Origin of the sequence: Lederbergia galactosidilytica (assembly GCF_017873565.1) — a bacterium.
Lineage (GTDB): Bacteria > Bacillota > Bacilli > Bacillales > Bacillaceae_C > Lederbergia > Lederbergia galactosidilytica.
The window spans coordinates 88,582-111,016 of record NZ_JAGGKH010000005.1 but is presented as its reverse complement, the minus strand read 5'-3'; the positions used below and the strand labels follow the sequence as shown (position 1 = coordinate 111,016).

Below are 22,435 nucleotides of genomic sequence, written 5' to 3'. Positions count from 1 at the left end.
CCCAGACAAAAAGTTAGTATCTCTTTAAATTGGTCATAAACTTATAACGATCTGCTCGATATGAGGATTTTACTATTTCAAATACTGTATCATCTTCTAAATGTGTTTTTCTTTCCATTAATAGGATTGGTGTGTCTGAAGAGATTTGTAAATGTCTTAACTCTTCTGCATTAGCAAGAGAAGCTTCAATCTTTTGCATTCCTGATGCAATTCTTAAATGTAGCTCATTTTCTATATATTGATATAAGGAATTCTGAACAATTTCCTCTGTAAGTGTAGGGACAATATGAGCTGAAATATAGGTACGTTCTAAAGCCATTGGAATTTCCTCTGCTAAACGAATTCGTTTTATTTCATAAACCTCATCATTTTCTTTTATATCCAATTCTTTCGCAAGATTTTCATCAGCCGAAATGATACCAAAGCTTAACAGCTTACTACTCGCCTTCATACCGCGAGCTTTCATATCTTCTGTAAAACTAGTTAGCCCTTGTAAGCTTTGCTCTAACTTCGGCGCCATTACAAACGTTCCCTTACCTTTTACCCGATAAAGAACCCTTTCATTTGCCAGGTTCGTAATTGCTTGTCGGACCGTCATTCGACTTATGCCAAACCTCTCCCCAAATTCTCGTTCAGAAGGAATTGCATCTCCTGGCTGAAGCTCACCAGTTTCAATTAACTTTAAAATATATTGTTTTAATTGGTAGTAAATGGGTATTGGTGAATTTTTATCAATCATTTTTATGCTCTCCTCTCTTGTATCTCATGGTGAGTAAAATAAATTTATTTACTTAAGTATAGCATATAATGTATAGATAACTATATAGGTATCTATTAATAATATGCTAATTTTCCATATTACATTAGGAATCAATAGAATATTAGGAATCTTCCATTCAAATATATTTAAGGGAGAACATAATAATGAAGATAGCATATTTCACCATTTACCGTTATAATCCTTCATCGTCATATACAATATACTGAATTATAGTTTTATCTATTCTTATTTTACATGAACTTTAAAGAAAGAGGAAGATTTCCTTTTTCTGTTTAGCTGTATCTTTATTAAAAGGAAAAGGGGGCCATCGTAGCACGTGATGGAAATCCCCCTTTCTCATTATACTTTAATTTCCAGCCATTTTCTTTAAATTTTCTTGCCATTTCTTTGTTTGAAACTCGAGAAGCTTAGCATGTCCTTCATTGTTTGCATTTTCTGCTGCATTAGCAAGCAATGTTTCCACTTCATCTTCACTCTTAGCATGTAGAGCCTGAGCTCTTAGCTCCTCCGCAATATCGTTTATGGTCTGTAAGATCATCCCCTCTTCTGTGTCCGGTAATGGATTAATATTTTCAAACTCTGTACCGTTTAATTGAGTTGGCCAGGTAACCTCGTATTGCCAATGTGTATCCCAACGGCGTTCTTCTAAAGGCAAAGTTTGGGTATAATTTGATTTTGCTGTATCAAGAAAATTAGAGTTTCCATTCCATTGGAAATTAGCTGTATCTTGGTCAATCTTTGCTGCCCCAGCTGTATCTGTACTATATTTTTCTGTGAATTGCGGATAACCATCACTGTCAAATCCATCCCAATACTCTCCCTCAGGACCAAAAATTAAATTGGACTGTCCTTCAGGTCCAGTTAACCAATCTAAGAAGGCAAATACTTTTTCTGGATCTTCAGCACTTGTTGTAATTACGCTTACATTCCATCCCATCATACTAAAATCTCCTGGATAAATCTTATCTTTGTCTAAACCTTCTTTATGAATTGGCCAAATCATAAAGTATCCACTATCTTTATTCTTCTTAATCAATTCATAATGAGCAGGTGATGCTATATCCGTTGGACTTGCTGCAGCATAAACAGCCACTTTCCCATTCATAACCTTCGCTTCAACCGAATCAAGATCTTGTGTCAGAGCATCTTGCGTAATAAGTTTTTCACGGAATAGCTTATTCGCATATTGTAATGATTCTTTATATTCCTCATTCTCAAAGATAGATGTAAGTTTGTCTCCTTCCGCAACCGCATGACGGCGAATATCTCCAGGTGAACGATCTTCAGCGAATGCAGAGTAAAGTACACTAACACCTTGTCCATCTACATGTGTTTCAAAGGGAGTAACATCAGGGAATTCTGCTTTGACCTTTTTTAAATACTCATACAAATCATCTGTTGTTTCTAATTTTGGTGAATCTAGTTTTTCATAAATCTCTTTATTTACAACGTATCCAGCATTTCCGAATGGCTTAGCATTATACCAATTTGGAAATTGATACAGTTTTCCATCCTCTGAACGAAGCATATTCAAACCTTCTTCACCAAACCAGTTCTTTAAGTTTGGATATTTATCTAGATAATCATCCAATGGCACTAGTACTCCACCCTGTCGTAATCTTTCTACATCTGCACCTTTATCTGTCCATATAAAATCAGGTAACTTGCCATCCGCAATCATTGTACCAAGTTTTTGGGCGGCATCTCCTCCACCATCAATTGCTTGCACATCGACCTTCCACTTTTCCTTTATATGTCCTGTGGAAACATCCTCACCCCACGGTGGCATTGTATACCAATCATAGTTACCAAACATTGTAATGTCTAATGGCTCACTACCTAGTTCAAATATTTCTCCATTTTCTTCGTCATCAGCTTGCTGTTTCGTATCCCCATTCTTGTTCTCTTCCGGCTTAGGATCAGTTGATGTTCCAGAATTACACCCAGCAAAAAGCAGTACCATAAAAAGGACTCCCACTAAGAAACCCCAATTTTTCTTCATACTCAATTTTTATCCCCCTTAATATATCAATATATTTATCTAAAGCTTGCGCCTTAAACCAATTACCCATTACTCCTTCAAGGAGCCAATTAGGACACCTTTGACGAAGTATTTTTGTACAAATGGATAAACCATCACTATCGGAAGTGTTGCGACCATCATAATCGCCATAGATAATGATTTACCCGTTACTGTGTTTAATTTAGACATATGTGCCGCTGCTCCAGCATCTACTTGACTCATTGCTTGACTTACTGTATTCGCCTTCAAAACCTTCTGTAAAAGTGTTTGAATTGGAATTAAATTTTCAGAGGAAATGTAAATGGTTGGGAAAAACCAATCATTCCAATGAAATACAGCTGTAAACAAAGCTAGCGTTGCTATTACTGGGCCGGAAAGTGGTAATACAATTCGAAAGAATGTTGACCAATATCCACAACCATCAATTTTTGCTGATTCTTCCAAACCTGCAGGTAGTTGTTGAAAAAAGGTACGAAAAATGATCATATTCCAAACAGATATCAAAGTAGGAATAATCATCACCCAGAAGGAATCCATAAGTCCAAGTGAGCGAACTAATAGAAATGTCGGGATTAAACCGCCACTAAAGAACATGGTAATTAAACAAAATATCATAAAAAATTTTCTGCCAATTAATTCTTTCTTTGATAAGCCATAAGCCAAGACCGCCGTAGCCATCACAGATAGGAAAGTCCCAACAATTGTCCGTAAAACGGATACAATAAATGCATTAATTAATCTTTTATCTTTAAAAACTAGTTCATAGTTAGCTAGCGTAAATTCACGTGGCCAAAAGGTTAGACCACCTAACATCGTATCTTGACCACTATTAAAAGAGATAACAAGTGAATTCCAGAAAGGATAGAATGTCACGAAAGCTAATAATGTTAAAAATGTGTAAATTACAGTTGCCATAACCTTGTCGCCAAGTGTTAATTTTACCAAGTTAACTCCCCCCCTTACCCCGCATTACCATAGGCTATTATCACTTCTTCTTGCAATCTGATTCGCCATTGTTAGTAAAGTAACACTAATCACTGCTTTAAACAGTCCAATGGCCGTTGCATAAGAATAAAGTTGATTACTAATTCCAACCCGATAAACGTATGTATCGATAACATCTGAAACTGGGCGTAATACTGCATTAGAACCAAGAAGTAAGAGATCCTCAAAACCAGCATTTAGCAAGTTACCAATTTCCAATATTAGGAATATAACAATAATGGGCATAATGGATGGAATTGTAATTAAAAACATTTGCTTAAATCGACTTGCGCCATCTAAAGCTGCTGCCTCATATAGTTGAGGATCTACACCAGCCATGGCGGCAATGTATACAATCGAAGCAAAGCCAATCGATTTCCATAAGTTTGTAGAGATAATGATCCCCCAAAAGTATTTTGGAATGGATAAAAAATTAATAGGTTCATTAATGAAACCAAGCTTCATTAATAAAATGTTTAAACTCCCACTTTCAGTTGAAAGTATCGATATCGCGAACCCTGCTACAATTACCCATGATAAAAAGTGCGGCAAATAGGTAATCGTTTGCACCGTCCTTTTAAAAGGCATGTTTCTAATTTCATTTAACATTAGAGCAAGAATAATGGGCGCTGGAAAACCAATAAGAATTTTCAACCCACTAATAGCCACTGTGTTTCTCATAATTTCAAAGAAACTAGAATCATTAAAAAACTTAATAAAATGTTTAAAGCCAACCCATTCACTACCCGACATTCCTTTAAAAATATTGTAATCCTGGAATGCCATTAAAACCCCATACATGGGAAAGTAGTTGAAAATGAGGATAAGTAGAAGACCAGGAATGACCATCAATTGCAGATCCCACTGTTTGAGAATCCGTTTGAATATATTCTGATTCTTTTTTTCTACTATGTTTGTCCTTGTCACTTTAGTTGCTTCTACTTTTTGCAAAAATACCCCCCTGCCTTTCTATATATTCAACAGTATATGTATGCTCGTCATGCTGTTAAGATGACTATACCAGATTTAAGAAATTATTCAATACCTTTTTAAAATTTCTTAATTCGTTATTTCTATAGTCTCTTTAAGCTGTCCTTCATTCCTCTATTTAAAAAAGTTTTATTTATAGACGGGATTTTCTGTTACCAGCGTTCGTTAAGTGCACTAGTTACCTAAATGAAAACTAGTCCCTTTATACCTTAAAGGAAACAAACGCCCACTGATATCAGACCTTTAAGACTAGGTAATTAGGCAGAACTAAATAAATATTCAGAATTAATCTTGATTATTGTTTAGATTTGTGATTACTTTAAGGGTGAATAGATTAGTTGTTTATTTTTTTACGAAAGGAGGTATAGGCCACTAGACTCGTAGTTGACTAATCTATTTATATTATAATTCATATTAAAGGAGAGTTTGCCTTGGAACTAAGAGTCCTACCGTCTAAAACGTTGTTTGTTATTTTGGGAGCATTGTTAGCGCTGACATTTATGATGGCCTTTTCAAGTAAAGCTTCGGCACATGGTTACGTAGAAGGACCAAAAAGTAGAGCTCTTCTCTGTGCAGAAGGAACAAATAAAGATTGTGGAGCTATTGTATATGAACCGCAAAGTTTAGAAGGACCTGGTAATTTTCCAAGTGCAGGAGTAGCAGATGGAAAAATTGCTAGTGCCGGAGGAGCTTTCCCGAAATTAGATGAACAGTCTGCAACCCGCTGGGCAAAAGTCCCGATGACAAGTGGAGCCAATACTTTTACTTGGAAGTTAACAGCAGCACATGCAACTGACAAATGGGATTACTATATTACAAAAGAAGACTGGGACCCTAATTCTCCTCTTAAGCGTTCTGATCTAGAACTATTTTGTTCCATTGATGATGGTGGTAAGCGTCCTGGATTTAGTGTAAGTCATAACTGTGTCGTTCCAGAAAGAACTGGGTACCATGTTATCCTTGCTTACTGGGAAGTTTTCGACACTGCTAACGCCTTTTACAATGTAATTGATGCTAATTTCGATGGTGGCTTTGTAGAGCCTGAAGAGCCGGGTGAACCGGACCCTGAAGAGCCAGGAATTGACGATATTCCTGTGTGGAGCCCATCTTCTGTTTATTTACAAGGGGATCGAGTATCCTATAATGGAGCAATCTATGAAGCTAAATGGTGGACGCAAAATGATAAGCCAGGTGAATCTCAAGTTTGGTTGTTAGTTGAAGGTGAAGAAAGTGGAAATAATGATAACGATAATACTAATATAAATGCATGGGATTCCTCTAAAGTTTACCTTAGCGGGGATCAGGTCCAATACAATGGAATCGTTTATGAAGCACAATGGTGGACCCAAGGGGAAACCCCTGGTGACAGTAGTGTCTGGAAAATCGTTAATTAATATAATTCAAAACTCATAAATTCGCCGCAAAGAAAAGATAGTAGACCAATCGATTCACGATTAGTGCTACTATCTTCTCTGTTTTTATATTTCTTGGATTTTAATACAGACAGGCCTATGAATAGAATAGGGATTTCCTATTTCTAACAAATTGCCATTCCCCTCCAGCTGAAAAGTAACAATATTATGAGTATGTTCATTAGCCACAAATATATATTTTTCGTCAGGACTAATAGCAAAGTTACGTGGCCATTCTCCTTTACAATTCGTATAAGCCTGTACTTCTAATAAACCATTATTGCTCACAAAGTAAGAGGCGATTGAATGATGACCTCTGTTAGAAACAAATAGGAATGAGCCAGATGGCGTTATATGTATGTCCGCACAATAATTCGCCCCTTCCCAGTCACTAGGAATTGTGGCGATATTCTGAAGCAGTTTAAAATTCTCTCCTTTGTTTTGATAACTATAGGTTAGAATACTGGAGTTGAGTTCATTAACAACATACACTCTGTTCAGACTAGGGTGAAAAGCAATATGGCGAGGACCAGATCCTTCAGGTGCTTCAATCTCCTCTATAAGATCAAGCTTACCCTCTATTGGATTGAATTCATAAATAAATAAACAATTTAATCCTAAATCGGCCACCATATATCGATCTGTACTTGGAATTTGTCTAATCGTGTGTGGATGAGAAGTTAATCCTTTTTCATTTGCGATCTCGGAAAAGTCAAATTCAGCACAAAAAGGCATTATTTCCCCATCCTGAGCCACCGGATGAACAATGATATTTCCTCCACCGTAATTTGCCGTAAATAGATATTGATCCTTCAGATTCTCTACATAGCAAGGTGCCCACCCATTCGTAGATTGCCTGTTCATCTCTTTCATGCGGCGTTCGTCATGATCAAGTTTATAACTTATTAGTTCACCCTTCTCAACTTCACTGACAGCAAATACATGACTTTGGGAATGATTAAAACTTAAAAAAGAGGGATTTTCAACCCCAGAAACAGCTGCAAGCTCTTCCCAATGCCCCTCTTTCCAGTTGAGCCAATGGATTGATTCTTGATCAGTACTCCCATAACTTCCTATGAAAATTTTATATTGGTCTGTTTTCATTAAGAACAGGTTCCTTTCCTATATTCTCTTTTCTAAAACAAAGGGATGGAGCAACATTAAAAAGGTCCAATCATGAAACTAGACAGCTTCACTCACATCCCTCTCTCTTCCGACCTTCGATTATGATATTCACCTCATGGTTATTTTTATTAATAAATGGGTAGTACATGGAAGAAAACATTTGGAGAAGCAATGCGATAATAATAGCTACACCAGCCAAGACTTGTTGATTCCTCAACACCAGGGACAAAATATAAACGTTCCTGTTCCAATTCCTCAATATGTTCAATTCTTTCCTCAACAAAATCATTGATCCTAGCAACCGTAGTATCTATACGATTTTTTAATCCACCATAACGAATATCAATTACTTCCCAGCCAAATGGCTTATTTATTTTGAACCATTGATTACGATGGGCCATTCGTAAATCTTCCAATCTAGCAGAAATTTCGGGCAACTCTTCTTCGGCTAGCCTATTTAACCCCTTGATATCTTTTTCATCGTAGGCCTTTTTAATCCTGATCCCCACATCCGCTTTTAGAGACAAAACAGTGGAAAGCTTTTCGGGAACATCAAAAAGATAGTCCAATGTTTCGCCATGGTTCCTAATTGACTTTATTTCCAATGATAATCTCTCATAGTAATTTTGCACATTATATCCTTCAATATGTTTATCAAATAATCCTAATAAAGGATCCTGCCATAGAAGAAATTTAGACGGATTGGTCTGTTCTTTATTATTCTCTTCGACTCCAGGTGGTGTATCTAAAGCATTTAATAGCATGAAAAAGTCCTCTTCCAAACCAGTGCAAAACTTCACCCTATCACGGAACTTCTCCATATTTACCTCCACTGAGTAAGCATGTTCAGCATATAACTGAAGACCTAAAAGGGCATTGAAGGGATTATTTTCATATCCATCATCTCCCCAAAGGGTAACATAAACATCCTTAACTCCTTCCTCCTTACAAGCTGATAGGGCAGCTGTTGTTGCTTGGAGAGATAAACCATAGTTCGTGGCAAATGTGTTCCATACCCAAATCCCTCCTGCAAATGCCGGAGTACGACCAAAGGCTTTATGCTTTTTCAAAATCTCTGTGTAATGACTTTTATCTGTGGCGTTATATTGCCAATACATTAATTGTACATTTTTTGGTGTCTGTTCAATTATATATTCCGGAATCTCCGTTGATGCACTATATTGATCTCCAGATGTTGAAGCCAACTTTAAGAACATGTCACTCCACATCATTGCCTCAAGACCATGTTTCTCAACGATCTCTAGAACACGTTCTAAATGTGTAGCCATTAATTCAAAACATGGCTTATACCCATTTTTATTTAGAAAGACTCCCCGGCCTAATTCCTCGGCCTCATCCATTCCGATATGTATTCTATTACTTCTAAATGGTGCTGTGACAGACGTTATCATATTTTCAATCAATGAGTAGGTATCTTCATTTTCTAAAAGTAAAGCCCCCCGTGTGTCTTTATAATGTGCCACGGCGCTCCATTTTAGAAATTCTTCTAAATGAGCAAGTGTTTGAATACAGGGAATTAGTTCAATGCCATATTGATCCGCATAGTCATCTAGCTCTTTTAATTCCGCTTGTGAATAGCGACCTCGCATATACCCAAAATATGGTTCATTTTGAATTTCATACGTATCTTCCATATACAACATGGCAGAATTGAGTCCCATTATTGCTAATTTTCGAATCATATCTTTAAAACTATCGATCTTTAACACAGCATTTCTTGATAAATCAAACATTGGGCCAATTGTTGAAAATTGCGGTTCTTCTTCTATTCTAAATGAAGATTGCTTTCTTTTAAGCTTGTCTAGAAAAAGGCTAAACGCTCTAAAGAAGTGAACTTGATCTCGATACATTATCTTACCTTCTCCTGCTTCATAAGAGACCGATAATTTTACTTGATCCTGTTTCTCGATAATTAAGGGAACTCCTTCCTCTGAAATGGTAAATCTTAATTCTTTTTGCAATTGACTAAGACCAGAAATAACTGAGGATACATCTCCAATTAATTTAATATTCAACTCATGACACCCACCTTTTAAATTGATGATTAAACTAGTTTATCCCTTGACAGATCCTGCAGTTGCTCCTTTTTCAAATGTATTCTGTGCAAGCAGATAGAATATCACAACAGGAACAACAGTCATAGTAATCGCCGCTGTCATTAAGCCATAGTCCGTTCCATATTGAGAACTCACTTGGGATAAGAGTACGACGATCGGCCTTACACTTTCATGTTCAACAAAAACAAGCGAGGAAAATAGATCGTTATAAGACCATAAAAACACAAAAGTCGCTACCGTTCCAAAAGCCGGCAAAGATATTGGCAGAAATACCCTCGTAAACATTTTCCAACGGTTACATCCATCAATAACAGATGCTTCTTCCAATTCGCGAGGAATAGTGGCCATATAACCACTTATCACGAGAATGGCAAAAGGTAGATTCCCCGCTGTTTGTGGAATAATAAGACCTAAGTGAGTATTGACTAATCCTAATTGAATCATCATTCTATAGACTGGAACAATTGTCGCAAATGCCGGAATCAATAGACTAGCAATCAGTAATGTTTGTAGGACAGATCTTAACTTAAAATTCATTCTTGCCATTACAAATGAAGCTTATCCGCCAAAGAATAAGACTAGAAAGACGACAGAACCCGAAATAATAAAGCTATTAATATAACTTTTGCCAATATTAATCGTATCGAAGGCGTTTATATAGTTTTGTAGACTTGGACTTGTGGGAAGGCTAAATGTATTGCTAATAATATCTTTGGATTCTTTAAATGAATTAAGAATCACCCATAACAATGGAAAAATGGTGGAGACCGCCCAAAGAGATAAAATAAGATAGACAAAAATCTTCCCAAATCTTGATTTTATTAAATACCGATCTTGAAACTTTTCCCAGTAGGTAAGTTGATTTCTTTCTATTTTCATATTGCTCACCGCTCTTCTTCTGTTAGTATGTGACTTCTTCGGACTTTAAAAGTTTATTCGTTATGAAGGCCAGAGACACACCAATCACTACCATTAAAACAGCTAATGTAGCACCATAACCGACATTACTGTCCTCAAAAGCCTTTTGATACATATATGTACCTAATACCTCCGAAGATCGCGCAGGCCCACCCCTGGTAATGATATAGACTAATTCAAAAATCTTTAAAGCACCTGTAATCGCCAAAACAAGGCAGGTTTTTATATCGCCTACAATTAATGGGATTGTAATTTTTGTTAACTTTTGAAAGCCTGTGATCCCTTCTAATTTAGCTGCTTCATAAAAATCTTCTGGAATCTTGCCGATGGCTGTAAGGAAAATAACAAAATAAAACCCAACATAACTCCAAATTGTTGGAATCGCAACCATATAAAGAGAAGAACTTTCCGTTAGCCATAATACACGTTCGAACCCTAGACTAACGAGTATTTCATTTAATAATCCATTTCGATAATTATAAATCAATGTAAATAACAACCCTATTGCTGCCCCCGATATTACAACTGGAAAGAAAAATGATGTACGGAAAAAGCGAACTCCATGTTTGATGGAATCAACCATAACAGCTAATACAAGAGCAATTCCCACTTGGAAAACAGCAACATAAAGCATTAATTCCAATGAGTTTAATGTTGCTCCCCTTGCAATTTCATCGGTTATTAAACGCTTATAATTATCTAACCCGATAAAGGTAGAATTGAAAAAGCCATCCGTCTTAAAGAAACTTTGATAAATATTCTCAAAGAATGGATAGTATAGAAAAATGGCTGTGATAAAAAAGGCCGGAAATAGAAAAAGGAAAATAAATAACTTGTCGCCCTTCATACGTTTCATTTAAGGAACTCCCTCTTTTGCTTTCAGTCTTGGAAATGGGACTTCTCCCAATACATGTATTGGGAAAAGCCCTTTTATATTACTGAATCAATGATGTAATTAAATGCTATAACACACTCATGTTAAACATTGTCAGGTATCAATTACTTCATCTTTGCAGCTTCGTCAATAACCTGCTGCCCTGTCTTTGCACCACTTACAACTTCTGGCACACTAGTACGAATATGTGTGAAAGCTTCCGGTAGAATACGGTCGTTGATTGGAGACTCAACCGCTGGCGCCTCACTAGTTAACTCATGTCCTACTGCTATATTAGGATCAACATCTGTGAGTTGACCTTTTGCAGGAATTTGACCTGTAGCTGCCGCAATTCGAAGAATCGTATCTTCAGAAGTTAAGTAGTTAAATAGATCTACAACTGCGTCTTTTTTTGTATCGTCATTATATGCCTTCGTACTGATAAACCAGCCTTGTGATGCACCACCTATTAATTCACCTGTTTCACCTTTATCTGATTTAATCGGCATCGGGAGAACGGTTACATTATCAGCAATTCCAGCTTCTTGAATTCCTCCCCATGCCCATGAACCTTCAAATAGCATAGCCGCTTGTTCTTGATGAAACAGATTTTGTGCCATCGCAAGGTCGATTGTGCCTGCATCTTTTGGGAACGCACCTTTTTTTGCATGCTCTGCAATTAAATCTAAGCCTTCCGCCCAAGCGCTATTTTTTTCTTCTAAAGTAGCACGATAATTTTCCATACCACCGGCAGCTAAAGCATAATGCTCTACCACATAGTAGGAATCTTCTGTAGATGCAGCAATTTGAATAATATCTGTTTTCGCGAACTCTTCAATTGCCTTTTCGTATTCCTCCCAAGTTGTAGGAAGAGCAATACCATTATCTTCGAACAGCTTTTTGTTAGCAAAAATTGCTTCATAGAATCCTGTTTGTGGAGCCGCATAAATCTTTCCATCTTCTCTTCTTTGTTGTTCTAACATCGAATTATAACCAGATAGGTCAATGCCCTCTGCATTTTCTAAATCAATTACTTTGCCTTCTTTAATAAGACCTTCTGCATCTACCGTATTAAAGTAGAACATAATGTCTGGCTCATTATCTGATGAAAAATCGGTATTAATTTTGGTACGTATTGTCCCTGCATCAGCTGACTGTGACTCATTTGTTATTTTTACATGAGGATTTTCTTCTTGGAACTCTTTTAATACTGCTTCGAAGACTTCTCCAGCAGGATCTGTACCAGCCATTGTTGTGACAATACGGAGCTTAACAGCTTTATTGTCGCTTGCTTTATCACTACTGCCAGCTGTCTCACTATTGTTTTTTCCACCACCGCAAGCTGTTAATAGCAATAGTATCGTCACCATAATACCTAGCAACCTAAACTTTTTCTTTGTCATAAAAAATTCTCCCTTTTTTATACAAACAACCAGTTGTCTATACAGATATTATAATAAATATGTCTCTAGGTCAATTGTAATTTGGAACTTTTTTCATTAAATCTTAATTTTGTCCACTACTTTTCTAATCTTCAGGGAAAAACCTTACATAGTTATACGCAGGAGAAGCCCTTTCTAATCTATCAATTACTCGAGGATTGAAAGGTACACTTACACATCAGGTTTCTCTAATTGTATAATGGACTGACATGTTTCAAGATATTTACCCCTAATCCCCTAGTATAGTGGAAAACCCTTTTCAATATATTATTCTATGAAACAACTTAAGTATCCACACTAATACCAAAGACCTGGTTGTTATAGACTATATTACCATGACTTCAAAAAAAGTCTAGACCTAAATTCACATAGATAAAGGAGTATATGACTCGATTCCACCATACACTCCTTTTTTCATTATGATTAACTATACTAACTTGTCCAAAAAGAAAGAAGCTATTGAAAAGTAAACGAACAGAGAGAAAATATCGTTGATCGTAGTAATTAACGGCCCAGAGGCAACGGCCGGATCTATTCCAAACTTATATAATATTAGCGGAATAACCGTACCAGCTAAAGTCCCAATAATTAAGGTTAATAACAAGGAGCCCCCTACAACAATGCCAAGATACAAATTCCCTTGCCATATAAAAGCGATTAATGCGATAGATAATCCGCAGATAATTCCTATCATTACTCCAACCCATGCTTCTCGTAAAAGTAACTTGACCGCCTTTTTCAATCCAACCTCTTGCTCCGCTAATCCTCTGACAACAACAGCTAATGATTGTGTTCCAGTGTTACCGGTCATTCCAGCTATAAGGGGCATAAAAAAGGCAAGAGCTACAACCTGTTCTAATGTCCCTTCAAACTTAGCGATAATACTCCCTGATACAAGACCGATAAATAAAAGGGCAACTAACCAAGGCAAACGTCGGAGTGTCGCCGTTAAAGGCCTAGTCTGAAAATCAATTTCTTTACTAGCTGTTGAAAGCTTACCATAATCCTCACTTGCTTCATGAATAAGTACTTTAATAATATCCTCAAACTTAATAATTCCAATGAGGCATCCTTCTTCATCCAGAACCGGTAAAGCACTAAGGTCATATCTTTGTAATAATCGAGCCAATTCTGCTCTTTTTGTGAGAGCAGATACACAAATCATTTGCCTATTCATAATATCTTTCAGTTTTTCGCCTTGAGCAGCAATGACTAAATCCCGATAAGCAATTATTCCTGTTAGATGGTTATTTTCATTCAGTAAATAAATATAATGTAAACTTTCTGAGTAAAAGGCTAGTTCTCGCACTTGCAGAATAGCCTCTTCTACATTGAGAGAATCTTGCAAAGCAATATATTGATTACTCATTAACCGGCCTGCGGTCCCATCTGGAAACCCTAATTTTGTCTGAATGAAATCAGCTTGTTCATTCCCTAGTCCCGATAAATAACCCTTTAGATGGACATCCGGATATACTTTCAACAGGTGAGCCAAAATATGCCCATCAAGTAGTGCTAAAATTTTATTAGCTTTATCTGGCCCAATCTTCCCCAAAGCTTCCATTTGTTGCGTTGTACTGAGTTTCTTTATAATACTGGCAATCATTGAATCATCTAAATGCTCTAAAAAAGGGGCTCTATATTTTTCTGGTAAGCTTTGAAAGATCATACTTAAATTATAGGGATGCTTCTCTTTTAAGAGATCATTTACTTCCTCAAACTTTTCACCATTCATACATTCAACAACTTTCAGTGCTAAATCCTCGCATTCCCTATCATTTAACATTCGAATCCTCCTCTGTTTCTCATTATCCACCTATATCCCCTTTTTGAATTACTCAAACTATTTTGCTCACTGTTAGATTATTCATTATATATACCTATCCGCACCGTTAATCCCTTTAACCTATGACATTATTACTATTTAAATCTGAAAGCTATTGAAACACTTTGAAATACATCATATGATAAAGAGGCTATCTTATTTTACTTATTAATGATGAAATGGGGTGTTATAATGGACAACACGGAAAAAATTATTATTCAAAAAGAGGAGTCAAATGGACTTGCCACGGCTGCAATGGTGTTGGGAATCATCGGTATTATACTAGGTGTAATCCCATTTGTCGGTTGGTTTATGTTACCCTTATGGCTACTGGCTATTATCTTTGGATTTATCGGCATGCGTAATCCTATCAAAAAGGGATTTGCCATTACAGGAATAATCTTGGGAACTCTCACATTTGTTTATAAAATTGGATTCTGGGTTATATTGCTTATCACATCTGCAGCGTCCACCTACTAAATGATGAGCAAAAAGGCAATAGGTTAAGCATTCCTACCATACATTTGGCAATGTCCTATCGTTCTTAAGCTAAACTTTATACAGACAGAATTTCGCTATTGTAGAGTCAGCATTTGACATTATAATTTATTATGCTAAGCTTAATATGAATTTTTAAAAAATTAAATCATTTGTTTCTGCTAGGGGAGCCATATGGCTGAGATTAAAGAACTCTTTAGGACCCTTAGAACCTGAACTGGTTAATACCAGCGGAGGGAAGTGGAAATTTTTTAACCTTAGAGAACCCTTTAGTTTACTATGAAAAAAGAGGGCATTCTCTTTTGGATAAAAAACACCCACCCTTCTCCTATCAGTCGGAAACGATGCACTAGAGGAGGATTTTTTTATGCATTTTACAGATGAATTAAGACAAGCCACTGAACAAAGTTGGGAGCTCAGCTTGCATCACCCCTTTGTCCAGGGGATTGTCCAAGGGGATTTACCGCTAGAAAAATTTAAGTATTATATTCTCCAGGACATTTACTACCTGAAACATTACGGAAAAGTCCATGCCATGGCAGCTGCACAAGCGGATGATTTCAGTCACACCGCTTTATTAGCTAAGAAGGCTCAATTAACAGCTCAAGCGGAGCTTACTGTTCATGAAGAACACGCTAAAGTATTAAATATCACCAAAGAGGAAATGGAGCATTTCCGTCCAGCACCAACTGCCTATGCCTACACATCCCATTTATATCGAGCCGCACTTTCTGGTAGCTTCGCCCAGACTATCGCCGCGATGCTACCTTGCTATTGGCTTTATGCAGATATCGGAAAAACATATGAGCACACTGCACCTAATAAGCCTATTTACAAAAAATGGATCGAAACTTATGCAAGCGAATGGTTCCAAACCTCCACTCAAGAGCAAATAGACCTGCTAAATCAAGTTGTTGCAACTGCTAGTGAGACAGAAAAGGAGAAAATTAAAGAACAATTTGTCATCGCAAAGGAATATGAACTAGCTTTTTGGGAAATGGCTTATCAAGAGGAAAAGTGGTTATCTGAAAAACAAACGCAAACGATTCAATCATAATACTATAACCCTTACAAAAATGTAATTTGCTTGTAAGTAAACTAAATCGCTCCCTATGAAACTCCTTGTTAAACTTTAATTAAACAAGTAAAGAAAGGAATGGGGCGCATGAAGAGCTGGATCATTGGTTTACTTACTATATTCATAATAGTTGGAGGCTTGGTAGCTGCCTCTCTCATCTTCCATAATGAGGTCACAGATCGTTTTAATCCTCTTGTTCCGCAGAAGGATGTCTATGTACAAATAATGGAAAAAGGCACACCGCGTTCCCAAGGTGGTTATGATTATACGCTTTCCGGTTTTGATGAATCGGGAATAGAGCGAAAAGTCACCTTCTATGCCGCAGAGGAATTGCGAAATTCGGCCTATCTTCGAGTTGATGCTAAGGGGAAATACATTAAAACTTGGGAAGAGGTCCAGTGGGAAGAGCTCCCAAATAAGGTAAGTGAAAAATTAGAAAACCAGGCACCTTCTACTTGAAGAGCCTGGTTTTTTAGATCAATGGTTTAAATGGTTTTCCCCTCTACCTTGATCAACAATATATTCAAAAACGTTATTAGATCCAATATTTCCTATAGTTGTTAGCATATATCCTGAACTCCAGAGCGAAAAGCCAGCATCACGATGACCCGTAGTTCGTTTCCATGATATCGTTGTTTCTAACTTAAAGTTATTAATCATCTGTGATAGCTGAACCTGTGGTGTGGCAGAAAAAATAATAGTGAGATGATCTTCCTCTCCATTTACTTCTAAAATCTCGCATCCCCACCTTTCGAAATGAAAATCAGCCAATTGCTTGAACTTCCTCATCATTTCCATTGTAATAAAGGTATGCCGATTCTTCGTGACAATCACTAACTGATACGTAAGTAAATATAAGGCGTGCCGATTGCTATTTAATGACAACATAGATCACACCTCCTATTAATATTCAGATGGTAAATATCTGAATATTAATAGATTAACATTTTTTACCATTTTTAAAAAGGGGAAAGTAGCAAATAGATAGGGATTATGACAAATTTCAGCACTATTTTAGAAATTCCCGATTCTTCTATGATAAGTATCACCCCTTTAAGACCCAAAACTATTCATACTTACTAATTACTTTTAAATTTATTCCTTTGAGTTTTGCCATGATTATTATTTTAAAAATCCAATTTCTTAATTCGATAGGTTCTCTTCTCTATACTAATCATTATCTGTATCTTCCTAGTTCTGTTTCAATAGACAAACTCGATATCCTCTGCTCTTTCAAGCGAAGCAAAGTCCACAACTTCAACTGTTCTCCTAGCAAAGTAGGACACCTTTTCTCGTGTCTCTAGCTCTTTCTCTGTAAAGAACTGGTCATCAGGATTATTCGGGGAGTATACATGGTGTACTACTATCCTTTTAATTGGCAGTTCTACTGTATTGATTTCCCTAATGGCCTTAAATAGATTTTCTCTATCATTTTCGTCATCATAACGGAAAAAATCGTGATTATCGTTTAAGTTTTTATTTGGATATAAGTTCAATCCATAGGCATAACATTGTTCATACTCTACAATCTCATCACATTGCAAGCTTTGATTATTGTCATTATTAAAGCCATAGCTTTGCAATTGAGGTAAAATCTTTTGAACTTGGCCTTGGTCATCCTCTATAAATTGGTAGACGAACTTGGAGATATTACGAGCAGCAAGTTGATTTCCTAAATCCTGTGGAGACTGGTAATGAGCATCTATAACCAAATCTGCTCCTTGGACTGAAATTTCCTCTAGTTCATACCCCTTTTTTGAAACTTCCGCCTGTAATTTCTCAAACAAAGGAATCGCCTCAAATAGCATTTGCAATGTTTCCTGATCTGCCATATTCCTGTTTTTTGGTAAGGCGATATAGAACTGTGGGTCATCCGCTTCTTTTCCGAATGAGAGTTCATGAAAGCCAAATTGTTGGAGGTCATGGAATAACTCGGAATTGTGATAGATCTGATTTAAATCAAATCTTTGTTTAATCTCTTCATAATTGTCACCTGTAATTTTGCCAAATGTATTAATACTAATATCAAACTCTAATTGATCTCCTTCCATTTGACGAACCCGAGCATCTCGAATACGTAATCCCTTACTACCAGGGTCACGTCCCTCATTGCTTAATATTTCTACCGTAAAACCATGTTCTTTCTCTACATATGCGATAATGTCTTCGTTCGAATAACCAAATGAATCTTTTACTTTTTCTATTTCATGGGAAATTTTATACCCCACCAGTACAACAGGAAGAACAAAAATTAAGAAGACAATCCCAATAACAATGGAACTAATAATGATTGCTTTTTTCATTTTGCATCCCCACCAAATTTTAAATAAGTAATTATATCTTAACAAAATTCTTAAGATTTATTAAACGAAAAAAGGCATTAGCCATAATGGAGAAATAAAATACATAGAAAATGAAGGTGTTCCATCATTTAAATCGAATTATTTACAATATGGTTTTTTATTTGGAAGGGGTTTTCTGTATGTCTTATTTATCTATCAGTACTTGGAGTTTACATCGCTTGCTTGGCCCTTTACGCTGGACAGCCTGGGACGACAAGCAAAAAAAGCATATTACTAACATTGAAGAGCAGGATGCTGTCATCGATCTATTAGATTTACCAGCTATTTTAAAGGAAAAGGGATTTCAGGCATTTGAACTCTGCCATTTCCATTTTCCACTGACAGATGCTCTCTATTTGCAAAGGTTGAAGAAGGCTTGTGAAGATGCTGGAATACGCCTTTACACCCTTTTATTGGACTATGGAGATCTTTCATCTTCAGATGGATTACGGGTAGAAGCAGATATTCAGCTTATCAAAGAATGGATTGATATTGCAGCAGAAGTGGGAGCAGAACGTGTAAGAGTAGTCGCAGGCGACGCCTCACCGGATGACAAGGAAGCTTTAATACGTGCCTCCCAACATTTCAATGAACTTGCCACCTATGCCCATAGGCAAGGGGTCAAGATCATAACGGAAAATTTCCGCTCTCTCTTAAGCACAAGTGAGAATTGCCTTCATATAGTTAATCAATCTAATGACCAAATTAAATTAATTACGGATTTCGGAAATATGAACGGAGCCGTAAAATATAATGAACTAGCGGCAATAATTCCTTATAGTGATTCCATCCATGCAAAACCTCAATATGATCCAGATGGGATACCAGATAAAGAGGAATTTAGACGTTGTTTAGATCTTTTAAAGCAAGCTAACTATAATGGGCCAATCGTAATCATCTATGATGGACCAGGAGATATGTGGGAAGGAATTGAACGAGTGAAGAAAATTGTTGAAGCTTACTTATAATAAGCCACACCGTCCATTGAATTCATCAGCTAATCAACTCTGCGTTAAGATGATGGATCCTTCTAGTTCCCGAAATAAAAAAGGCTCTTATCACAGGTGTTCAGAATGCCTTTGCCTTTGTAATCGCCTTCCCCATAGGTTTAAAATATTTTTGTTTATTAAACGAATAATCGTAAAATATTTAAACTGGGATGACGCCAGAACGTCATCCCAAAATCGCAACCATATCTAATAAAATTATTGCTAATATGTATCTTCAATCATTCTTGCGAATCTATTTCCAATTCCTTCTCCACTGACTTCTCTATCCAGTCACCGCTAGTAACACTAATAATTATTTGATCAGCAAATAAGGTTGTAATGATGTTCACATCATCTATCTCCAACGTACTGCTATACTTCTCTCCAGAATCATAAGAGTCCTCTAACTCCTTTATTAACTAAACAATCTTATCCTCAGAATCACCCACATATTGAGCAAGTACATTTAAAAAAGTAACATTTTCCAAAAGTGAATCGAAATTCGAAATCAATGTATTTTCAGATACAACTACATAAACATCTACCTGTTCAGGGTCTAGTTCAGTTTCTCTCTTTAAATCCGCTTGTAGTGAATTAACATCAAATGGAAGTGCCGTTAACTTTTCTTCCTTTTGAATACTCTGTTTGCTATCTTTTTTATGTTCATCCAAGCTATTCTCTTTTTCTACCATATTATTAGAACAGCCTACTAAAACAATTGCTAATACCAACAATATTACCTTTTTCATATGCACCTCTAATTTATACATTCATTCTGACTAATGGGGCAAAGTGAAACTTACTGTGTCATTGGAAAGATGGCCGGTTCTACCCGTCATTGGATTAACAAGTTCACCATACCTAATTTCCACCTGTTGATCTCTCCACTTCTGATAATAAGGGCCATCCAAAATATATACTGCATACACTTCCCCGCTATTTCCTGCTGGTATCTCCATCTCTTCAGTACTGAAATTAAAATCAAATGGGAGCGGTGCTTCTTCACCTGCCATAAGTTCTGTTACATTAATCTTAGAAATAAGTTCAACACTATTATTTTCGAGTGCGAAGTCAGCAATTAAGAAACGAATTGTATTTTCTCCCTCTGAGAGACGATCTTTCCCCTTTGAACCAGGTGTAAACTCGGTAATTTGATATCCTTTAAGAGTTACATTTACATCACCAAGTGCTTTCGTTTCGTCAATTTGCTCATTATTAAATACAATCTTCATTTCCCCATTACTATCAATTATATTTTGATTGTCGTAATACTCAATGATCTCGGATAAGTCTATATTAGTTTCTTCGATATCAATCTCAGAATCTACCACCGTAGGAGCATCATTAATCTTTGCCTCTTCATCAGTCGCTTTTTCATTATCAGAACAAGCACTTAATAGTAAAAACATGACTGAAATCATAAAAAAATAGCTTAATTTCTTGTTAAACAAAATCGTACCTCCATTATAACTGTTTTAGACTTTTACCAGAAGATAGGGTTACTTTACAGTTGCATTGGCCTGATTCAGGGAATACATCACTTAATAACATTCATGTATCTACCGCTACCGTCATTAGCTGCAACCTAAGCCTATCTTAATTATAACAATTTTTTTAAAAGCAGAAGTGCGAAGAGCAAAGGGTTGAGGCTAATTTCACACTACTCCAGTACAGTACAAGTACTCTCTCATTATGTATTAAAGCTGAAAACAAAAAACTGACTGTCTAATGAAGTCAGTTTCTTGCTATCTTTCACGGTAATTTAACCTGTTTCCATTAATATTTAAGTTGTTTGTCTAGGCTTAGATAAAAAGTTTTATTGCGTTTTAGCAAATACTCTTACAATAATTCTCTTGCCAATAAACGATAAACATTCAGACGCTTTTCCTGTGAATGAGGAATACTGACAATCATTGCCTCATCAAATCCATAATGCTCCTGTTCTTCCTGTAAAGACATCGCAATTTCTTTCACATCTCCAACTAAATGGATTTTCCGATTTTCTTGAATGATCATATGATCCATTTCCGTCAATGGATAATCGCGAGCTTCTTCCGGTGTCAAAACGGGTGTAATTTTTCCTCTCATAAACAGTAAACGCCAAATATCTTGAGGTTTGGCTTCAAATTCAGCCTCTTCTTTTGTTTCCGCTGTTGTAACCATATAGGAAACGTTGATTTCCGGTTTCTCCATAAAAGCGGAAGGTTGAAAGTTCGTTTTATAAGCATCTAATATCGGTTTGGACAATTCTCCATTGAAGAACTGGGCAAATGAATAACCAACTCCCCTTTTCCCTGCTTGAATTGCACTATTTCCAGTAGAACCTAACAACCACGCTTCTGGCAATTTAACTTGGGATGGCGTAGCGATGGTTTTGCTATATAAATTATCATCTGGTACTTCATCATTAATCAACTGCAACGCTGTATCAAATTTATCATACATATTATTTAACATTGGCTGGCGCCCTTCAGATAAAGCATAAATGGAATTTTGATCTCCTCCAGGAGCTCGACCAACGCCAAAATCAATTCTGCCTGGCGAAAAGGCACTTAACGTTTTAAACACTTCAGCTAATTTTAAGGGTGAGTAATGCATCATCATTACTCCCCCGGTTCCAATCCGCAATTTTTCCGTTCTAGCAGCCAAGTGTGCTGCCGTTACCTCAGGAGCTGAGCTTGCATAATCATTTGTTCCATGATGTTCTGCCATCCACATTCGATGATAGCCCAATTCATCACCTAAAATGGCCAATTCCTCCGCCTTCTTCAACGCATCTGTCGCCTTATTTCCCTTTGTAATCGGAGCTTGATCTAAAATACTTAATTTCATTAATGAACATCCTTCCAATCGGCATATTCTATCGGAAACTCTAAATTTCATTTTAATTAAAAGGGGAATCAGAAAATAATGATGGATAAGTGTTTTGAATACAGCAAATGGATGCGCGGGTAAGTGTCAAATCTCCTCATGCTTCGCCTTCCAGGGCCTTGCTGATCTCCTACCTCTCGCAGGAGTCTCGCCTATTCCATTTGCTAGGATGGCTTATCGCTTCATATTTTCAAACAGGATAATC

General features: G+C 36.6%; 21 protein-coding genes and 1 riboswitch. Of the genes, 5 read left to right on the top strand and 16 right to left on the bottom strand.

Annotated elements, in window-relative coordinates:
- Positions 1 to 13: 13 nt before the first annotated feature.
- The 4 genes from J2Z23_RS06735 to J2Z23_RS06720 form a co-directional block, all read right to left on the bottom strand.
- Positions 14 to 739 carry a GntR family transcriptional regulator gene (locus J2Z23_RS06735; protein WP_057985650.1) on the bottom strand — a complete coding sequence of 242 codons (726 nt, stop codon included), beginning with the start codon at positions 737 to 739 and terminating at the stop codon, positions 14 to 16.
- 388 nt (positions 740 to 1,127) lie between these two features.
- On the bottom strand, positions 1,128 to 2,783 hold the full coding sequence (locus tag J2Z23_RS06730) for an extracellular solute-binding protein (RefSeq protein WP_057985666.1): 1,656 nt from the start codon (positions 2,781 to 2,783) through the stop codon (positions 1,128 to 1,130).
- 69 nt (positions 2,784 to 2,852) lie between these two features.
- Complete coding sequence (locus J2Z23_RS06725) at positions 2,853 to 3,749, bottom strand: carbohydrate ABC transporter permease (protein ID WP_057985648.1); 897 nt, start codon at positions 3,747 to 3,749, stop codon at positions 2,853 to 2,855.
- A gap of 24 nt (positions 3,750 to 3,773) precedes the next feature.
- Complete coding sequence (locus J2Z23_RS06720) at positions 3,774 to 4,637, bottom strand: ABC transporter permease (RefSeq protein WP_082881176.1); 864 nt, start codon at positions 4,635 to 4,637, stop codon at positions 3,774 to 3,776.
- A 572-nt stretch (positions 4,638 to 5,209) separates the two neighbouring features.
- On the opposite strand from J2Z23_RS06720, the gene J2Z23_RS06715 reads away from it, so the two are divergent.
- A complete protein-coding gene (locus J2Z23_RS06715; RefSeq protein WP_057985647.1) occupies positions 5,210 to 6,172 on the top strand; it encodes a lytic polysaccharide monooxygenase in 963 nt (320 codons plus the stop codon).
- A gap of 84 nt (positions 6,173 to 6,256) precedes the next feature.
- Here the strand turns inward: J2Z23_RS06715 and J2Z23_RS06710 are convergent, their stop codons facing one another.
- The 7 genes from J2Z23_RS06710 to mgtE form a co-directional block, all read right to left on the bottom strand.
- On the bottom strand, positions 6,257 to 7,294 hold the full coding sequence (locus J2Z23_RS06710) for a lactonase family protein (RefSeq protein ID WP_057985645.1): 1,038 nt from the start codon (positions 7,292 to 7,294) through the stop codon (positions 6,257 to 6,259).
- Between the two features lie 149 nt (positions 7,295 to 7,443).
- Positions 7,444 to 9,351, bottom strand: coding sequence for a beta-N-acetylhexosaminidase (locus tag J2Z23_RS06705; RefSeq protein ID WP_057985643.1), 1,908 nt, complete (start codon positions 9,349 to 9,351; stop codon positions 7,444 to 7,446).
- A 39-nt stretch (positions 9,352 to 9,390) separates the two neighbouring features.
- Positions 9,391 to 9,939 carry a carbohydrate ABC transporter permease gene (locus J2Z23_RS22245; RefSeq protein ID WP_238482644.1) on the bottom strand — a complete coding sequence of 183 codons (549 nt, stop codon included), beginning with the start codon at positions 9,937 to 9,939 and terminating at the stop codon, positions 9,391 to 9,393.
- A 12-nt stretch (positions 9,940 to 9,951) separates the two neighbouring features.
- On the bottom strand, positions 9,952 to 10,272 hold the full coding sequence (locus J2Z23_RS22240) for an ABC transporter permease family protein (protein WP_238482643.1): 321 nt from the start codon (positions 10,270 to 10,272) through the stop codon (positions 9,952 to 9,954).
- A 22-nt stretch (positions 10,273 to 10,294) separates the two neighbouring features.
- Positions 10,295 to 11,167, bottom strand: coding sequence for a carbohydrate ABC transporter permease (locus J2Z23_RS06695; protein ID WP_238456048.1), 873 nt, complete (start codon positions 11,165 to 11,167; stop codon positions 10,295 to 10,297).
- 143 nt (positions 11,168 to 11,310) lie between these two features.
- Positions 11,311 to 12,588 (bottom strand): ABC transporter substrate-binding protein, encoded by a 1,278-nt coding sequence (locus tag J2Z23_RS06690; protein ID WP_209973532.1) that lies wholly within the window; start codon positions 12,586 to 12,588, stop codon positions 11,311 to 11,313.
- A gap of 466 nt (positions 12,589 to 13,054) precedes the next feature.
- The gene (mgtE, locus tag J2Z23_RS06685) at positions 13,055 to 14,413 is read right to left on the bottom strand and encodes a magnesium transporter (protein WP_057985638.1); all 1,359 of its coding nucleotides are present in this window, start codon (positions 14,411 to 14,413) and stop codon (positions 13,055 to 13,057) included.
- A gap of 231 nt (positions 14,414 to 14,644) precedes the next feature.
- Between mgtE and J2Z23_RS06680 the strand changes: the two genes are divergently transcribed.
- The 3 genes from J2Z23_RS06680 to J2Z23_RS06670 all read left to right on the top strand — a co-directional run bounded on the left by J2Z23_RS06680 (position 14,645) and on the right by J2Z23_RS06670 (position 16,487).
- A complete protein-coding gene (locus tag J2Z23_RS06680; protein ID WP_057985636.1) occupies positions 14,645 to 14,932 on the top strand; it encodes a hypothetical protein in 288 nt (95 codons plus the stop codon).
- 171 nt (positions 14,933 to 15,103) lie between these two features.
- Positions 15,104 to 15,206, top strand: a riboswitch (TPP riboswitch).
- A 111-nt stretch (positions 15,207 to 15,317) separates the two neighbouring features.
- Complete coding sequence (tenA, locus tag J2Z23_RS06675; RefSeq protein ID WP_057985632.1) at positions 15,318 to 16,007, top strand: thiaminase II; 690 nt, start codon at positions 15,318 to 15,320, stop codon at positions 16,005 to 16,007.
- Positions 16,008 to 16,115: 108 nt separating this feature from the next.
- Positions 16,116 to 16,487, top strand: a complete 372-nt coding sequence (locus J2Z23_RS06670; protein ID WP_057995614.1) for a YxeA family protein — start codon at positions 16,116 to 16,118, stop codon at positions 16,485 to 16,487.
- A gap of 18 nt (positions 16,488 to 16,505) precedes the next feature.
- Here the strand turns inward: J2Z23_RS06670 and tnpA are convergent, their stop codons facing one another.
- Positions 16,506 to 16,916 (bottom strand): IS200/IS605 family transposase, encoded by a 411-nt coding sequence (gene tnpA, locus J2Z23_RS06665; RefSeq protein ID WP_057985628.1) that lies wholly within the window; start codon positions 16,914 to 16,916, stop codon positions 16,506 to 16,508.
- A gap of 314 nt (positions 16,917 to 17,230) precedes the next feature.
- Positions 17,231 to 18,331: a hypothetical protein gene (locus tag J2Z23_RS06660; RefSeq protein WP_057985626.1), complete on the bottom strand. Its 1,101-nt coding sequence runs from the start codon at positions 18,329 to 18,331 to the stop codon at positions 17,231 to 17,233.
- A 179-nt stretch (positions 18,332 to 18,510) separates the two neighbouring features.
- Here J2Z23_RS06660 and J2Z23_RS06655 point away from each other — a divergent pair, with 179 nt between their 5' ends.
- Complete coding sequence (locus tag J2Z23_RS06655) at positions 18,511 to 19,338, top strand: sugar phosphate isomerase/epimerase family protein (RefSeq protein ID WP_209973530.1); 828 nt, start codon at positions 18,511 to 18,513, stop codon at positions 19,336 to 19,338.
- A 440-nt stretch (positions 19,339 to 19,778) separates the two neighbouring features.
- On the opposite strand, the gene J2Z23_RS06650 is transcribed toward J2Z23_RS06655, so the two are convergent.
- The 3 genes from J2Z23_RS06650 to J2Z23_RS06640 all read right to left on the bottom strand — a co-directional run bounded on the left by J2Z23_RS06650 (position 19,779) and on the right by J2Z23_RS06640 (position 22,191).
- Positions 19,779 to 20,108, bottom strand: a complete 330-nt coding sequence (locus J2Z23_RS06650; protein ID WP_209973528.1) for a hypothetical protein — start codon at positions 20,106 to 20,108, stop codon at positions 19,779 to 19,781.
- A gap of 30 nt (positions 20,109 to 20,138) precedes the next feature.
- Positions 20,139 to 20,810 carry a hypothetical protein gene (locus J2Z23_RS06645; protein WP_057985619.1) on the bottom strand — a complete coding sequence of 224 codons (672 nt, stop codon included), beginning with the start codon at positions 20,808 to 20,810 and terminating at the stop codon, positions 20,139 to 20,141.
- A 388-nt stretch (positions 20,811 to 21,198) separates the two neighbouring features.
- On the bottom strand, positions 21,199 to 22,191 hold the full coding sequence (locus J2Z23_RS06640) for an LLM class flavin-dependent oxidoreductase (RefSeq protein WP_057985617.1): 993 nt from the start codon (positions 22,189 to 22,191) through the stop codon (positions 21,199 to 21,201).
- Positions 22,192 to 22,435: the final 244 nt, after the last annotated feature.

Excerpts from the sequence above, each read along its gene's own strand:
- J2Z23_RS22240 (WP_238482643.1), bottom strand. The coding sequence starts at position 10,272 with ATGAAAATAGAAAGAAATCAACTTACCTACTGGGAAAAGTTTCAAGAT.
- J2Z23_RS06640 (WP_057985617.1), bottom strand. The coding sequence starts at position 22,191 with ATGAAATTAAGTATTTTAGATCAAGCTCCGATTACAAAGGGAAATAAG.
- J2Z23_RS06690 (WP_209973532.1), bottom strand. The coding sequence starts at position 12,588 with ATGACAAAGAAAAAGTTTAGGTTGCTAGGTATTATGGTGACGATACTA.
- J2Z23_RS06660 (WP_057985626.1), bottom strand. The coding sequence starts at position 18,331 with ATGAAAAAAGCAATCATTATTAGTTCCATTGTTATTGGGATTGTCTTC.
- mgtE (WP_057985638.1), bottom strand. The coding sequence starts at position 14,413 with ATGTTAAATGATAGGGAATGCGAGGATTTAGCACTGAAAGTTGTTGAA.
- tenA (WP_057985632.1), top strand. The coding sequence starts at position 15,318 with ATGCATTTTACAGATGAATTAAGACAAGCCACTGAACAAAGTTGGGAG.
- J2Z23_RS06720 (WP_082881176.1), bottom strand. The coding sequence starts at position 4,637 with ATGGTCATTCCTGGTCTTCTACTTATCCTCATTTTCAACTACTTTCCC.
- J2Z23_RS06680 (WP_057985636.1), top strand. The coding sequence starts at position 14,645 with ATGGACAACACGGAAAAAATTATTATTCAAAAAGAGGAGTCAAATGGA.
- J2Z23_RS06710 (WP_057985645.1), bottom strand. The coding sequence starts at position 7,294 with ATGAAAACAGACCAATATAAAATTTTCATAGGAAGTTATGGGAGTACT.
- J2Z23_RS22245 (WP_238482644.1), bottom strand. The coding sequence starts at position 9,939 with ATGGCAAGAATGAATTTTAAGTTAAGATCTGTCCTACAAACATTACTG.
- tnpA (WP_057985628.1), bottom strand. The coding sequence starts at position 16,916 with ATGTTGTCATTAAATAGCAATCGGCACGCCTTATATTTACTTACGTAT.
- J2Z23_RS06695 (WP_238456048.1), bottom strand. The coding sequence starts at position 11,167 with ATGAAACGTATGAAGGGCGACAAGTTATTTATTTTCCTTTTTCTATTT.
- J2Z23_RS06650 (WP_209973528.1), bottom strand. The coding sequence starts at position 20,108 with ATGAAAAAGGTAATATTGTTGGTATTAGCAATTGTTTTAGTAGGCTGT.
- J2Z23_RS06730 (WP_057985666.1), bottom strand. The coding sequence starts at position 2,783 with ATGAAGAAAAATTGGGGTTTCTTAGTGGGAGTCCTTTTTATGGTACTG.
- J2Z23_RS06655 (WP_209973530.1), top strand. The coding sequence starts at position 18,511 with ATGTCTTATTTATCTATCAGTACTTGGAGTTTACATCGCTTGCTTGGC.
- J2Z23_RS06735 (WP_057985650.1), bottom strand. The coding sequence starts at position 739 with ATGATTGATAAAAATTCACCAATACCCATTTACTACCAATTAAAACAA.
- J2Z23_RS06670 (WP_057995614.1), top strand. The coding sequence starts at position 16,116 with ATGAAGAGCTGGATCATTGGTTTACTTACTATATTCATAATAGTTGGA.